Raw genomic sequence first — 14,674 nt, 5'->3', positions numbered from 1 at the left:
CGTGCGCGTCCCGTTTCCCTCCCGGCCGCCGCGATCCGCGCGGCCCGTCTTCCTGTCCCCGGTCTCGAATGAAACATCGCGAGCGCATTACCCGTTACCGCCACCTGCGCGAACAGTCGCAGTGGAAGCTGCTGGCGGCCGATCACGCGCCGGAGATCATCGGCCTGCTGCAGAGCCTGCTGATGCAGGACGAGCGCACCCTGTCCACCGCGGTGCTGCATGAACGCCTGCAGCGCGCGCTGGATGACCTCAAGGCCGATGAGCTGTCGCGCGATCTGCCGCGCACCGCACAGGCCTACATCGCGCACTGGCTGGCCCAGGGCTGGCTGGAACGTCGCCTGCCGGAAGGCGCCGACCAGGAACAGTACGAACTGTCCACCCAGGCCGCGCAGGCGATCCGCTTCGCCGACAGCCTGGAGCAGGCGCGCGCCGCCGCAACCGAGAGCCGGCTGGCGCTGGTGATCGAGCAGCTCTCGCAGCTGGCCGCGCTGACCGAATCCAACCCGGATGCGCGGCTGTCCGCGCTGCGCGACGAGCGCGACCGCATCGATGCCGAGATCGCCCGTGTCAGCGGCGGCAAGGTCTCCTCGCTGGACGGCAAGCGCGCGCTGGAGCGGACCCGCCAGATCATCGGCCTGGCCGACGAGCTGACCGAAGACTTCCGCCGCGTGCGCGACGACTTCGAACGCCTCAACCGTGAATTCCGCGAACGCATCATCGATGACGAGGGCGAGCGCGGCGACGTGCTGTCCAAGCTGTTCGAAGGCGTGGACGTGATCGGCGACAGTGACGCCGGGCGCAGCTTCGAGGCGTTCTGGCGCCTGCTCAACGATGCCGAACAGAGTGCCCAGCTCGATGCCGCGCTGGAGACCGTGCTCGCGCGTGGTTTCGCGCGCAAGCTGGACCGTAACGAGCGCACCTTCCTGCGCGGCTTCACCACCACCATGCTCGAGCGCGGTGGCCAGGTCCACGACGTGCTGCAGCACTTCGCGCGCAGCCTGCGCGGCTTCGTGCAGAGCCGTGGCTACCTGGAACAGCGCCGCCTCAACCAGCTGCTCAAGCAGGCCCAGGGCGAGGCGCTGGGCCTGCGCGACCACATCCCGGCGCAGCGCTCCATCGGCCGCGACCTGCAGCTGACCACCAGCCGGCTGCGCTCGCTCTCGCAATGGAAGCTGCACGATCCGCGCCAGGCGCAGGTCGATGGCAGCGTGCAGCGCAACGACACCGCCGCGATCTCGCTGGAGAGCGTCGGCGACCTGGTGGCGGCCTCGGAAATCGACTTCCGCACCCTGCGCCGCGACCTGCATGACCTGCTCGGCGCGCAGCCGCGGCTGTCGATCGCCCAGGTGCTTGAACACCGCGAGGCCCCGCAGGGCCTCGGCAGCATCATCGGTTACCTCTCCCTTGGCACCCGCCATGGCGAGGTCGCCGCCGACCAACAGGAGATCGCGCAATGGCGCGGCGGCGATGGCCACTGGCGTCGCGCCCGCATTCCGCTGATCTGGTTCACCCAGGAGAAACGCCATGAGCTGGCATGACCAATCCACCGACGCCCCGATCGACGGCGGCGCAGACGAGCACGACGACGAACCCGTCGTGGTGACGCCCGTCCTGCGGCGTAACAATGACGTGTTCTACATGGGCGACACCGGCCGGCTGCCGCTGGATGGCCGCCGCGCGCTGTGCCAGCTGCTGATCGGCCCGAGCATCGACCAGCTGCGCCACGCCAAGCTGTGGCCGGCGCTGATCCGCAGCGAAGCGGCGATCCGCTCGGCGCTCTCGGACCTGTTCCTGGAACTGGTGCTGGACCGCGAGAGCGGCGTGGCCTTCACCCGCCAGGCCGATACCGAAGATATCGATGCGCCGGTGCTGCTGCGTACCTCGCCGCTGACCTTCATAGACTCGGTGCTGCTGCTGCACCTGCGCCAGCAGTTGGCCGAAGCCGATGCGCGCGGCGTGCGCGCGGTGGTCGAGGATGCCGAACTGGCCGAAGCACTGGCCGTGTACGAGCGCCACCTGTCCACCGACCGCGCCGGCTTCAACCGCCGCGTCGCCAGTGCCGTGCAGAAGATGAAGGACAACCACATCCTCACCCGCCTCGGCGGTGACGATGCGCGTCATGAAGTCTCGCCGGCACTGAAACTGATGTTCTCCGCCGAAGATGTCGCCGCCCTGGCCCAGGTGTACCGCCGCCTGCGCGAAGCGCCGGCCGACCTCGACGCCTGAGCGCGCGCCCGCGCGCCGCTGCCCTGCCTGGATTGCTAGCCCTGCCATGACCGTCCACATTCCCGCACCCGCCCTGTTTCCCGGCGACCAGCCCGACCCGCGCGCGCAGCAGTTCCGCATGCGCCGCCTGCAGGTCCACAACTGGGGCACGTTCTCCGGCCTGACCGAAGTGCCGATCGCCGAACGCGGCTTCCTGTTCGTCGGCCGCTCCGGCTCGGGCAAGTCGACCCTGCTCGATGCGATGTCCGCGCTGCTGGTACCGCCGGCCCTGGTCGACTTCAACGCCGCCGCGCGCGAAGCCGAACGCAGTGGCCGCGACCGCAACCTGGTCTCCTACGTGCGTGGCGCCTGGGCCGACCAGCAGGACAGCGGCACCGGCGAGATCGCCACCCAGTACCTGCGCAAGGGCGCCACCTGGACCGCGCTGGTGCTGGAATACCGCAGCAAGGACGGCCGCATCGTCAGCCTGGTGCGCCTGTTCTGGATCGCCGGCAACGGCGCCGCCGCGGCCGATGTGCGCAAGCACTACATGGTGGCCGAGCGCAGCTTCGACATCGCGCGCGACCTCGGTGGTTTCGACCTGGACCTACGCAAGCTCAAGCAGCGCCTGGGCGACGTGCATCACTTCGACAGCTTCGCCAGCTATGCCGAACGTTTCCGCCACGTGCTCGGGATCGAGAACGAGATGGCGCTGCGCCTGCTGCACAAGACGCAGTCTGCGAAGAACCTCGGCGATCTGAACGTGTTCCTGCGCGACTTCATGCTCGATGCACCGCGCACCTTCGATGCGGCCGAGCGGCTGGTCGATGATTTCGCCGAACTCGATGGCGCCCACCAGGCCGTGGTCACCGCGCGTCGCCAGGTCGAGACCCTGCTGCCGGCGCGTGGGCATTACGCCGATCTGCAGGCACTGCGCCGCCAGCGCGAAGACCTGGACGAGATGAAGCTGGGCATCGACGGCGTGCGCGAGCAGCGTCGCCTGGCCCTGCTCGAGGCACGCCTGCTGGAACTGGATACCCGCGACCGCGGTCTGTCCGGGGAAGAAGGCCAGCGCCGCAGTGCGCTGGAGAACCATGAAAGCCACCTCGCCGAACTGGAGGCGCAGCGCCGCCAGCAGGGCGGCGAACGCATCGAAGAGCTGGAGCGCGAGCAGGGCCGTGTCGCCCAGGAACGCGACCGCCGCCTGGCCAAGCGCACCCAGGCCAACCATGCCAGCCGCGAACTGGGGGAAACCCTGGCCGAGACCGCGCATGGCTTTGCCGAGCAGCTCGCCCGCGCGCAGGCCCGCCTGGACGACGGCCAGCGCGCCGCGGCCGAACTGGACGAGGCCATCGCCGAACGCATGGGGGGCAAGCGCGACGACGAGCGCCGCTTCGCCGAGGTGCGCTCGGAACTGGACGCGCTCAAGCGCACCCCGTCCAGCATTCCCGCGCCGATGCAGCAGCTGCGCGCGCGCCTGAGCAGCGACACCGGCATTCCCGAGGCGGCGCTGCCGTTCGTGGGCGAACTGCTGCAGGTCCGCGACGAAGACGCCGCATGGCAGGGCGCCATCGAGCGCGTGCTGCACGGCTTCGCGCAGTCGCTGCTGGTCGATGAGCGCCACCACGCCCAGGTCTCGGAGTGGATCAACCAGACCCACCTGGGTACCCGCCTGGTGTATTACCGGGTGCGCCGCAACGACGATGCGCTGCACGGCCGCGAGCCGGGCGCGCGTTCGCTGCTGCACAAGCTGGAACTGCGCGAGCACGGCTATGCCGGCTGGCTGCGCCGCGAGCTGGGCAAGCGCTTCGACTACGAATGCGTGGATGCGCGGCATCTGCGCGACACGGACCGCGGCATCACCAAGGAAGGCCAGGTCAAGCATCCGGGCGAACGCTTCGAGAAGGACGATCGCCACAACATCAGCGATCGCCGTCGTTGGCTGCTCGGCTTCAACAACCGCGACAAGCTGGATCTGTACGAGCGCGAAGCGATCGAACTGGCCCAGCGCATCGCCGCCTGCGACAGCGACGTGGCCGGCCTGCGCGCGCAGCGCGAACAGGACGGCAAGGCCCGCCTGGCCTGCCATCAGCTGTGCACGCTGGGCTGGGACGAGATCGATGTGGCCGCACCGCTGCAGCGCCTGGACGACATCGCCCAGGCGCTGCACGACCTGCGCGAAGGCAATGCCGATCTGCGCAGGCTGGGCGAACAGATCGAGAAGACCCGGGCCGATGTGGCCCAGGCCAAGCGCACCTATGAAGACGTGCGCGTGGAGCGCGGCCAGCTCGGCCGTGAGCATGAACGCCTGGAACGCCTGCACGAGCAGTGCGCGCCGCTGGCCAAGCGCGTGGTCACGCCGCTGCAGCAACAGGGCCTGGACGAACGCCTGAAAGCGCTCGGCGTGCTCAGCCTGGAGAACCTGGAAGCCCACTTCCGGCAGATCAGCAACACGCTCAACGAACAGCTCGGCGGTTCCCAGGCCGAACACAACCGCCTGGAGAACCTGCTGCTCGGCTGCTTCCGCCGTTACTGCCAGGCGTGGCCGGAAGACAGTGGCGATTTCACCGTCAGCCTGTCCAGCGCCGAGGATTTCCTCGCCCGCCTGCAGCGGCTGGAGAACGATGGCCTGCCGCAGCACGAAGCGCGTTTCTTCGATCTGCTGCAGAGCCAGAGCAAGAACAACCTGCTGGCCCTGCAGCGGCACACGGCCGAGGCGCGCAAGTCGATCGCCCAGCGCCTGGACGAGGTCAATGCCTCGCTGGAGCAGGTGCCGTTCAACCGCGGCACCCTGCTGACCATCGAACTCACCGACCGCCGCCTGCCCGAGGTACTGGATTTCCACCAGCGCCTGCGCGACGTGCTGTCCCAGCAGCAGACCGAGCAGCGCGAACTGGCCGAAGCGCAGTTCGCGGTGCTGCGTGAGCTGGTCGCCAAGCTCGGCTCGCAGGAAGGCGAGGACAAGCGCTGGCGCGAGCTGGTGCTGGACGTGCGCCTGCACGTGGAGTTCGTCGGCGTCGAACTCGATGCCGCCACCCGCCAGCAGGTCGAGATCTACCGCAGCGGTGCGGGCAAGTCCGGCGGCCAGCGCCAGAAGCTGGCCACCACCTGCCTGGCCGCCGCGCTGCGCTACCAGCTCGGCGGTGCCGACGGCCAGCTGCCCAGCTACGCGGCGGTGGTGCTCGATGAAGCCTTCGACAAGGCCGACAACGAGTTCACCGCGCTGGCGATGAACATCTTCGACAACTTCGGGTTCCAGATGGTCGTGGCCACCCCGCTGAAGTCGGTGATGACGCTGGAGCCCTTCATCGGGGGGGCCTGCTTCGTGGAAATCAGCGGTCGCCACGACTCCGGCGTGCTGCTGATCGAGTACGACGACGAGGGTCGGCGCCTGAAGCTGCCGGAGCGGGCCCGCGCGGGTGAGACGGCCGCGGTATCGGCACCGGCACCCGCGGCGATCGCGGCGTCTGACGTGGTCGATGCCCCGAAGGAGGTTGCCGACCAGGTGATCGCCGGATCGCCCGCCGGGCAGGCCGACGCCGAGGTGGACGCCGTGGACGCACCGGCACCGGTATCGCGCCCGAAGGTGGCGGCACCCAAGGCCGCGGCCAAGGCGCCGGCAAAGAAAGCTGCAAAAAAGACGGCCACCAAGGCCGCCGCGAAGAAGCCGGCCAAGCCGAAGCGCTGAGCCATCGACGGGTCAGCCCCAGGGCTGGCCCGTCCGGCTAACCGGCGAAGGTATCCCAGCCCATCCGGGCGATCAGCACCACCACCAGGCCGACGAACAGCTTGCGGATGAAGGGCGTGCCACCGCGCAGCGCCATCCGCGTGCCGACCACCGAGCCGATGATGTTGGCCGCGGCCATCGGCAGCGCGAACAGCCACAGGATGTTGCCGGTCGGCACGAAGAACGAGATCGCCGCGACGTTGGTCGCCAGGTTCACCACCTTGGACGCGGCCGACGCACGCAGGAAGTCCAGCCCGAAGAAGCGCACGAACAGGAAGATCAGGAAGCTGCCGGTGCCGGGCCCGAAGAAGCCGTCGTAGAATCCGATCACCGCACCGATCGCCAGTGCGGTCACCAGCTCCCTGCGGCCGATCTCGCGCGGGCGGTGCAGGGCACCGAAGTCCTTCTTCCACAGCGTGTAGCCGAGCATCGCCACCAGCAGCACCAGCACCAGCGGGCGCACCGCGTCCTTGGGCAGCAGGCTGACCGCCGTGGCCCCGGCAAACGAGAACACGAAGGCCGTGCCCGCCGCGAACAGCACCGGCCGCCACGGGAAGCGCACATTGCGCGCATAGCGGAATGCCGCGGCTGCGGTGCCGAACATCGAGCTGAACTTGTTGGTGCCGAACAGCATCGCCGGCGTGTGCTGCGGCAGGATGGTGAACAACCCGGGCAACTGCACCAGCCCACCGCCGCCGACGGCGGCATCGACGAGGCCGGCGATGAAGGCGATCGCCACCAACCACAACAGCTCAGGGGGAACCAGCTCAAGCACGGCGGCACATCGCGGCAGAAGGCGCGCCAGCATACGCCCGCCCATCGCGCGACAATACCCCCATGACCATCGTCCCCTCCGATCCCTGTCCCTGCGGCCGCCCGCTGGCCTACGCCGCGTGCTGCGGCCTCTATCACGCCGGCACCCCCGCACCGGATGCCGAAGCGCTGATGCGGTCGCGCTACAGCGCCTACGTGCGCCACCTGGCCGACTACCTGCTGGCCAGCTGGCACCCGTCCACGCGTCCGGCCGAGCTGTCGCTGGATGCAGCACCCGGGCAGCGCACCCAGTGGCTGGGGCTGACGATCCACGCACATACCCGCTCGGATGCCGACCACGCGCAGGTCCGCTTCACCGCGCGCTACAAGGTCGGCGGCGGCAGCGCGGTGAAGATGCTCGAACACAGCCGCTTCGTCCGCGAGGACGGCCGCTGGTTCTATCTCGACGCAGTGCCCTGAGCCAGCGCGGCCGTGCGCACCGGCACGGTCCCCTGCTGGCCATGCGCGCGCACGCAGTTGCGGCCGGCGTCCTTGGCCGCATACAGGGCCTGGTCGGCGGTCTTGATCACCGCCTGCGGACTGTTGGCGACCCGGCTGTCGGCCACGCCGATGCTCACCGTCACCTGCACCACCTCGCCGCTGCCACCGCGCCCGCGCTGCAACTGCCCTGCCGCATCATCGCGGCTGCGGGCGGCGCGGTCGCGCAGGTGCATGCGCCCGCCCTCGATCCGCGCGCGGATCTCCTCCACCGCCGCTACGCAGGCCGGGGCAGGCCGATCCAGGAACACCAGCGCGAATTCTTCGCCGCCATAGCGGAACGCGCGGCCACCGCCGCCGATGTCGGCCAGGCGCGCGGCCACCAGCCTGAGCACGTCATCGCCGGCGTCGTGGCCGTGGGTATCGTTGAAACGCTTGAAATGGTCCACGTCCACCATGGCGATGGTGTAGGTCGTCCCGACCCGCTGCAGGCACTCGTTCAAGGCCCGGCGTCCGGGGAGGCCGGTCAGTTCGTCGCGGTAGGCCATGTGGAAGCCTTCCTGCAGCATCGCCGAGGTGATCAGCAGCAGGGCCATGCCGCTGACCGCAGGCAACAGCGCGGGCGAGACGAACACCCGCGGCAACATCCACCACAGGCAGAGCAGGGCGACCAGCAGGGCGGTGTGCAGGGGCCGCGGCCGGCGCCAGGCCTGCACCGCCAGCGCTGCGGTGGCCACCACGAACAGCAGCGCCGGGAACTGGGCCAGCGCGCTCCAGCCACCGGGCAGCCACGCCAGGTGCCGGTCTGACAGCAGCGCCTGCATGCCGTCGGGGCCTTGGGCGGCCAGCAGCAGGAAAATGCCCAGTGCGGTTCCACTGACCACGCCGCGCAGCAGCAGGTCCTGGCGCAGCCGCCCGCGCTCGGGCCACAGCCCGTGCAAGAGGAACAGCAGCGGCAGCCACCAGGACACCGCATGGAAGATCAGCGGGGTCAGCGCCGAGATCGTGCCCTGGCGCAGGAAGGTGCCGACCACGCCGTGCAGCACGGCGAAGGCCAGCGCGATCGCCAGCATCAGGCACACGGCCCGCACGCGGGCGTAGATCAGTCCGAGGCCGACGCCCAGGCAGGCCAGCACCAGCGGCAGCAGGCGGTGCACGGGATTGCCGACCTCGGCCGCCGGCGTGGCGCCCCACAGCCCGACGGCCACCAGCACGGCAGGCAGCACGAACAGATAGTGGCTGGGCTGGCGTAGCAGGTGCGTCCGCAAGTAGGGGTCCACGTGGTGGGCCGGCGCGCCGTGGCTGCAGCGTGCAAACCGGACAACACAGGCAAGGGGTCTCCCCGATAGCGGCCCACGCGTATTCAACTTGAGCGCTGTCACCGTACCGATGCCGTGCCATGACGTGGCACTCACCCCGGCTGGTCGATCCTGATCGGGATGAATACCGCCGTTGCTGCCGCACCACCCCTCACTGCCGCCCCGCCGTCGTCGCTGGCCGCCCGCTATGCCGGTGTGCGCGCCCGCACGGTCGCGCTGGCCGCGCCGCTCAGCGCCGAAGATGCCATGGTGCAGAGCATGCCCGACGCCAGCCCGGCGAAATGGCATCTGGCCCATACCACCTGGTTCTTCGAGCGCTTCGTGCTGGCGACCCGGCCCGGCTACGTGCCGATCGATGCGGACTGGCATTACCTGTTCAACAGCTACTACCAGAGCATCGGCCCGGCGCATGCGCGTCCTCAGCGCGGCCTGCTCTCGCGGCCGACGCTGGACGAGGTGCTGCGCTTCCGCGCCGAGATCGACCAGCGCGTGATCGCCGCACTGCAGGCCGGCACGTTGAGTGGGCAGGCCCAGCAGCAGCTGCTGCTCGGCCTGCACCATGAGCAGCAGCACCAGGAACTGCTGTTGACCGACATCAAGCACGCGTTCTGGTCCAACCCGCTGCAGCCCGCCTACCGCGATGACCTCGTGGCGACGCCGGCATCTGCGCTGCCCCTGCAGTGGCTCAGCAGTCCCGAGCAGATCGTGGAGATCGGCGCGCCGGTCTGGCCGACCCAGCCCACCTTCGCCTATGACAACGAATCGCCGGTGCACCGTGCCCTGGTCCCCGCCCATGCGCTGGCCAACCGCCCGGTCAGCAATGACGAGTACCGCCAGTTCGTGCAGGCTGGCGGCTACCGCGAGCCGCGCTGGTGGATGAGCGAGGGCTGGACGCTGTGCCAGGACCAGCACTGGCAGCATCCGCTGTACTGGGACGACGCACTGGAGCGCGAGTTCACCCTTGGAGGCTGGCGCGCGCTCGATCCGCACGCACCGGTCTGCCATCTCAGCTATTTCGAAGCCGACGCGTATGCGCGCTGGCAGGACGCCCGCCTGCCCACCGAGTTCGAGTGGGAAGCAGCGACCGCGGGCCGTCCGCTGCGGGGACGCTTTGTCGAGACCGATCAGCTGCACCCCGGCGGCGCGGAGGAGGACGGCGACATGGTCCAGCTGTTCGGCGATGTCTGGGAATGGACCAGCAGCGCTTACGGGCCGTATCCGGGCTTCCGCACCTTCCCGGGCAACCTGGGCGAGTACAACGGCAAGTTCATGTGTGGGCAGTGGGTGCTGCGAGGCGGCAGCTGCGTCACCCCGGCGGATCACCTGCGCGCCAGCTACCGCAATTTCTTCGCCCCGTCGGCCCGGTGGCAGTTCGCCGGCGTGCGCCTTGCACGGGACGCCGCATGAGTTCGGTCCGGGATGCGCTCGACGCACTGACCGATCTGCAGCCGGATCGCGACCAGATCACCGCCGACATCCTGCGCGGGCTCTCGGCCACGCCGCGCCAGCTGCCGTCCAAGTACTTCTACGATGCCCACGGCTCGGCGCTGTTCGAGCAGATCACCCGGCAGCCCGAGTACTACCCGACCCGCACCGAGCTGCAGCTGCTGCAGGACTGCGCGCGGGATATCGCCAAGGTGGTCGGCCCGCACCTGCATGTGGTCGAACTGGGCAGCGGCAGTGGGCGCAAGACCGAACTGCTGCTGCATGCGCTGCGCGATCCGGTTGCTTACACCCCGATCGAAATCTCCCGCGCCGCGCTGCTGGACAGCATCAGCCGGCTGGCCGCGTCGCTGCCGGACATCGAGATGCTGCCGGTCTGCGCCGACTTCACCCAGCCGGTGCAGCTGCCGACCCCGCAGCGCGAACCGGCCCGCCGCCTGGTGTTCTTCCCCGGCTCGACGCTGGGCAACTTCGCCCATGACGAGGCGGTCGCGCTGTTGAAGGCGATGCGCCAGACCATGGGCCCGGAGGGGATGGCCCTGATCGGCATCGACCTGCACAAGGATGCGGCGTTGATCGAGGCCGCGTACAACGACGCCGCCGGGGTGACCGCCGACTTCACCCTCAACCTGCTGCGTCGTCTGAATCGCGACATCGGCAGTGACTTCGATCTGGACGGCTTCCGCCATCGCGCCCGCTACAGCGTGCCGCGCCTGCGCATCGAAACCGAACTGGTCAGCCAGCGCGACCAGCGCGTGCATGTGGATGGGCAGAGCTTCGATTTCGCCGAAGGTGAGGCGATGACCGTCGAGTACAGCCACAAGTACACCGACGTGGTGTTCGCCCGGATGGCCGCCGACGCCGGTCTGCAGGTGACGGCGCACTGGAACGCCACCGATCCCGCCTTCGGCCTGCGCCTGCTGCAGCCGGCCTGACCTGCGCGGCATTGCCGCTATGATGCAGGTCCACTGGCTGCAAGGATTCCCGCCAATGCGATGGTCGCCCCTGTTGTTGGCCGGGCTGTGTCTCGGCGTACCGTCGCTCGCGATCGCCGCGCCGGATGCCTTCTCCACGTGCCTGGGCACGCTCAAGGCGCAGGCCGTCAAGCAGGGCGTCACGGGCGAGCGCTTCGACGTGCTCACCGCCGGGCTGACCCCGGACCCCAGCGTGCTGCCGCTGCTCGATGCGCAGCCGGAGTTCACCACCCCGTTGTGGGATTACCTGGCCGCCCTGGTGGATACCCAGCGCGTGGCGGATGGGCGCGCCCGCCTGGCCGAGCACCGTGATCTGCTGGCGCGGGTATCGGCCGAGTACGGTGTCGATCCGGCCACGATCGTGGCGGTCTGGGGGGTGGAGAGCGATTACGGGCGCGTGTTCGGCAAGCGCCCGCTGCTGCAGTCGCTGGCCACGCTGTCCTGCGAGGGCCGCCGCCAGCCCTTCTTCCGCGGCGAACTGCTGGCCCTGCTCAAGCTGATCGACACCGGCGACCTGCGTCCCGAAGGCCTGACCGGCTCCTGGGCCGGCGCGTTCGGCCACACCCAGTTCATGCCCTCCACCTATGCGCGCATCGCGGTGGACGGCGATGGCGATGGTCGTCGTGATCTGGTCGCGTCCATTCCCGATGCCCTGGCGTCCACTGCCAATTACCTCAAGAAGGCCGGCTGGCGCACCGGGCAGCCGTGGGGCGTCGAGGTGAAGATTCCGGCCGGCTTCAAGGCCGGCCTGGCCGGTCGCACCCAGCGCAAGCCGCTGGCCGACTGGCGCGCGCTGGGCATCGTGCCGATCGCCGGGGGTGCCCTGGCGCCTACCGGGCTCCCGGCGGACAGCAATGCCGCATTGCTGCTCCCGACCGGTGCCAAGGGCCCGGCCTGGCTGGTGTTCCGCAACTACGACGCGATCTACGCCTACAACGCCGCCGAGAGCTACGCGCTGGCCATCGCCACGTTGGCCGACCGCCTGCGCGGTGGAACAGGTATCGTCGCGGCCTGGCCGACCGACGATCCCGGCATCGGCCGGACCGAACGCCGCGAGCTGCAGACCCTGCTGCTGGCCCGCGACCACGATATCGGTACTGCGGACGGCATGATCGGCACCGCGACCCGCCGCGCCATCCAGGCCGAACAACAGCGGCTGGGCTGGACCCCTGCGGATGGCCGTGCCGGCCAGCGCATCCTTACCGCCCTGCGCGGTGCTCCTCCTTCTTCAACGCCGACCATGCCCGCATCCACCGTGTTCACCCTGCCGCCGAACCATGCCCAGTACGTCCAGTCCCCGGCCGCGCCGCGCGCTGCCCTGCCCAAGGTGCCCGGCCTGAGCCTGGCCGATGTGCAGGGTTTCCCCGCGTGGACGGTCGAGACCCCGTTCGCCACCGCCGCGATCAGCGTGTTCGGCGGCCAGCTGCTGTCCTATGTGCCCAAGGGCGGGCAGGACGTCATGTGGCTCTCGCCGAGCGCCCAGCCGCTGCCGACGCCGATCCGCGGCGGCACCCCCGTGTGCTGGCCCTACTTCGGCCGCCAGGGGCAGGGCAATGACGTGCCCTCGCACGGTTTCGTCCGCAACGTGCCGTGGACCCTGCAGCAGGCACGCCGCGAGGCCGACGGCACGATGGTGCTGACCCTGGCCCCGCCGGTGCTGGAGAACCTGGACCTGCGCCTGCGCATGGAACTGCGGATCGGCCGCACCCTGGAACAGCGCCTGATCACCGAGAACACCGGCCGGCAGCCGGTCGCCTTCACCCAGGCCCTGCACAACTACTTCCATGTCAGCGACGCGATGCAGGTCAGCGTCGAAGGCCTGGACGGTCTGTCCTACCTGGACAAGTTCGAGAACTATGCCGCGCCGCGCCAGCAGCAGGGCGAGTGGAACCTGCGCGACCCGCGCGATCCCGGCCGCAGCGACCGCATCTATACGCAGGCCGGCGGCCGCTACCTGCTCAAGGACCCGGGCCTGAAGCGGCGCATCGAGATCACCACCACCGGCAGCCGCTCGCTGGTCGCGTGGAACCCGGGCGAGGCGGGCGCCAGCAGGATGGCCGATGTCGGGGCAGGCTGGCGCAACTATGTATGTCTGGAGGCGGCCAACGCCGGTCCGGACGTGGTGACCCTGGCGGCGGGTGCCAGCCACACCCTGACCCAGACCTTCCGGGTGCTGCCGCTTCACTAAGTCATGGCCGGGGGCAGGGCGTTCGTCGCGCGCTGCCCCGGCTGTATCAGGCAGGGCGCGGTCGCAGCGCCACCAGGCAGATGCCACCGGCCACCAACCCCCAGAACGCCGAGCCGATCCCGGCCAGCGACAGGCCCGAGGCAGTGACCAGGAAAGTCACCAGCGCTGCCTCACGATCCGCCTCCTCACGCAGCGCCATCGCCAGGCTGTTGGCGATGGTGCCGAACAGCGCGATACCGGCCACGCAGGCCACCAGTTCCTTGGGGAAGGCGGCGAACACGGCCGCCACCGTCGCCCCGAACAGCCCGACCACGATATAGAAGGCGCCGGCGGCCACCGCTGCGGTGTAACGCCGCGCCGGATCCTCGTGTGCCTCGCGCCCCATGCAGATCGCCGCGGTGATGGCGGCCAGGTTGAGCCCAAAGGCGCCGAAGGGGGCAAGCATCGTATTGACCACCCCGATCCAGCCGATCACCGGCGACACCGGCGTGTCGTAGCCGGAGGCGCGGATCACGGCCACGCCCGGGATGTTCTGCGAGGCCATGGTGACCACGAACAGGGGCAGGGCGATGCCGAACACTGCCGACCATGACAGCGTCGGCCACGTGAACACCGGCGTCGCCAGTTCCAGCCGTACGTCCTGCATATGCAGCAGGCCCTGGCCGGCCGCCACCATCACCCCTACCAGCAGGGTGGCGATCACCGCATAGCGCGGGAACAGCCGTCGCCCCATCAGCCAGGTGGTGAACATCGCCAGCGCCATCCCGAGCTGGGTGCCCATGGATACGAATACATCCAGTCCAAAGCGCAGCAGCACACCGGCGAGCATGCCGGCGGCCAACGCCATCGGTACACGCTTCATCACCTTCGCGAAGATCCCCGAGAAGCCGGCCAGCATCCCCAGCACCGCGGCAAGGACGAATGCACCGATCGCATCGCTGTAGCCGACGGCGCTCGCACCCACCACGAGCATGGCAGCACCCGGCGTCGACCATGCGGTGACGACGGGCATCCGATGACGCAGTGACAGACCAATGCACGTCACGCCCATGCCAAGGCCCAACGCCCACATCCATGAGGCGATCTGCGCCTGATCAGCGCCCACCGCACGTGCGGCCTGGAACACGATCACCGCCGAACTGGCGAAGCCCACCAATACCGTAATGAAGCCTGCCATCACCGCTGGCAGAGAGAGATCGCGCCACAACGAACGTTTGCCGACCGCAGACATCGCATGCATTCCTGATGACAAGAGATGCATTGTTAGCAAGCCAGCGGCAGCACGCGCAACGCGCGTGCTGCCGCGCTTGTTGATGAGCAGCACGTAGGGATGACGCGTTGATGAAAAAGATCGACGAAAACGCTTGACGAATTTCCAGAAGTCTTTAGTATTCGCTCCCTCGCTGCGACGCGGTCTTCACCCCGGTGAACACCCACCCGCAGCGACGGCAACAAGCTTCGAAAGAAGGTGTTGACGGAAACGAAAAGCCTGACATAATAGGCGGCTCGCAACGACGAAAGCCTCTCGGGGCAAACGACGAAGCGGCATCGGCAACAACGGTTCACT

The 14,674-nt window shown here is 69.1% G+C and carries 10 protein-coding genes; 7 read left to right on the top strand and 3 right to left on the bottom strand.

Annotated elements, in window-relative coordinates; genetic code table 11:
* Positions 1–68 precede the first annotated feature (68 nt).
* From ABE434_RS11635 to ABE434_RS11625, 3 genes are read left to right on the top strand one after another with little or no spacing between them, the layout of a single operon-like run.
* Positions 69–1,538 (top strand): DUF3375 domain-containing protein, encoded by a 1,470-nt coding sequence (locus tag ABE434_RS11635; RefSeq protein ID WP_346478949.1) that lies wholly within the window; start codon positions 69–71, stop codon positions 1,536–1,538.
* Positions 1,525–2,226: a DUF4194 domain-containing protein gene (locus ABE434_RS11630; protein WP_179460692.1), complete on the top strand. Its 702-nt coding sequence runs from the start codon at positions 1,525–1,527 to the stop codon at positions 2,224–2,226. Before ABE434_RS11635 ends, ABE434_RS11630 begins: the two co-directional genes overlap by 14 nt.
* A 46-nt stretch (positions 2,227–2,272) precedes the next feature.
* The gene (locus tag ABE434_RS11625; RefSeq protein ID WP_346478948.1) at positions 2,273–5,893 is read left to right on the top strand and encodes an SbcC/MukB-like Walker B domain-containing protein; all 3,621 of its coding nucleotides are present in this window, start codon (positions 2,273–2,275) and stop codon (positions 5,891–5,893) included.
* Positions 5,894–5,930: 37 nt separating this feature from the next.
* Here the strand turns inward: ABE434_RS11625 and ABE434_RS11620 are convergent, their stop codons facing one another.
* The gene (locus ABE434_RS11620) at positions 5,931–6,707 is read right to left on the bottom strand and encodes a TSUP family transporter (protein WP_346478947.1); all 777 of its coding nucleotides are present in this window, start codon (positions 6,705–6,707) and stop codon (positions 5,931–5,933) included.
* Between the two features lie 62 nt (positions 6,708–6,769).
* Here ABE434_RS11620 and ABE434_RS11615 point away from each other — a divergent pair, with 62 nt between their 5' ends.
* Entirely contained in the window at positions 6,770–7,165 is a 396-nt protein-coding gene (locus ABE434_RS11615) for a YchJ family metal-binding protein (RefSeq protein ID WP_346478946.1), read from the top strand.
* Here the strand turns inward: ABE434_RS11615 and ABE434_RS11610 are convergent.
* The gene (locus ABE434_RS11610; RefSeq protein ID WP_346478945.1) at positions 7,144–8,451 is read right to left on the bottom strand and encodes a GGDEF domain-containing protein; all 1,308 of its coding nucleotides are present in this window, start codon (positions 8,449–8,451) and stop codon (positions 7,144–7,146) included. The two genes, ABE434_RS11615 and ABE434_RS11610, sit on opposite strands and share 22 nt — an antisense overlap.
* A gap of 171 nt (positions 8,452–8,622) precedes the next feature.
* On the opposite strand from ABE434_RS11610, the gene egtB reads away from it, so the two are divergent.
* Genes egtB through ABE434_RS11595 form a run of 3 tightly spaced genes read left to right on the top strand, consistent with a single transcriptional unit; the run spans position 8,623 to position 13,107 of the window.
* A complete protein-coding gene (gene egtB / locus ABE434_RS11605) occupies positions 8,623–9,909 on the top strand; it encodes an ergothioneine biosynthesis protein EgtB (protein ID WP_346478944.1) in 1,287 nt (428 codons plus the stop codon).
* A complete protein-coding gene (gene egtD / locus ABE434_RS11600; RefSeq protein ID WP_346478943.1) occupies positions 9,906–10,880 on the top strand; it encodes an L-histidine N(alpha)-methyltransferase in 975 nt (324 codons plus the stop codon). The genes egtB and egtD overlap by 4 nt, the downstream gene beginning before the upstream one ends.
* Before the next feature lie 55 nt (positions 10,881–10,935).
* Positions 10,936–13,107: a lytic murein transglycosylase gene (locus ABE434_RS11595; RefSeq protein ID WP_346478942.1), complete on the top strand. Its 2,172-nt coding sequence runs from the start codon at positions 10,936–10,938 to the stop codon at positions 13,105–13,107.
* A 46-nt stretch (positions 13,108–13,153) separates the two neighbouring features.
* On the opposite strand, the gene ABE434_RS11590 is transcribed toward ABE434_RS11595, so the two are convergent.
* The gene (locus ABE434_RS11590; protein ID WP_346478941.1) at positions 13,154–14,338 is read right to left on the bottom strand and encodes a benzoate/H(+) symporter BenE family transporter; all 1,185 of its coding nucleotides are present in this window, start codon (positions 14,336–14,338) and stop codon (positions 13,154–13,156) included.
* Between the last annotated feature and the right edge of the window lie 336 nt (positions 14,339–14,674).

Origin of the sequence: Stenotrophomonas sp. TWI1183, from assembly GCF_039673115.1 — a bacterium.
In the GTDB taxonomy this organism is placed as follows: domain Bacteria; phylum Pseudomonadota; class Gammaproteobacteria; order Xanthomonadales; family Xanthomonadaceae; genus Stenotrophomonas; species Stenotrophomonas maltophilia_AA.
The sequence above is the reverse complement of the archived record's forward strand: the minus strand, read 5'-3'. Positions and strand labels throughout refer to the sequence as shown.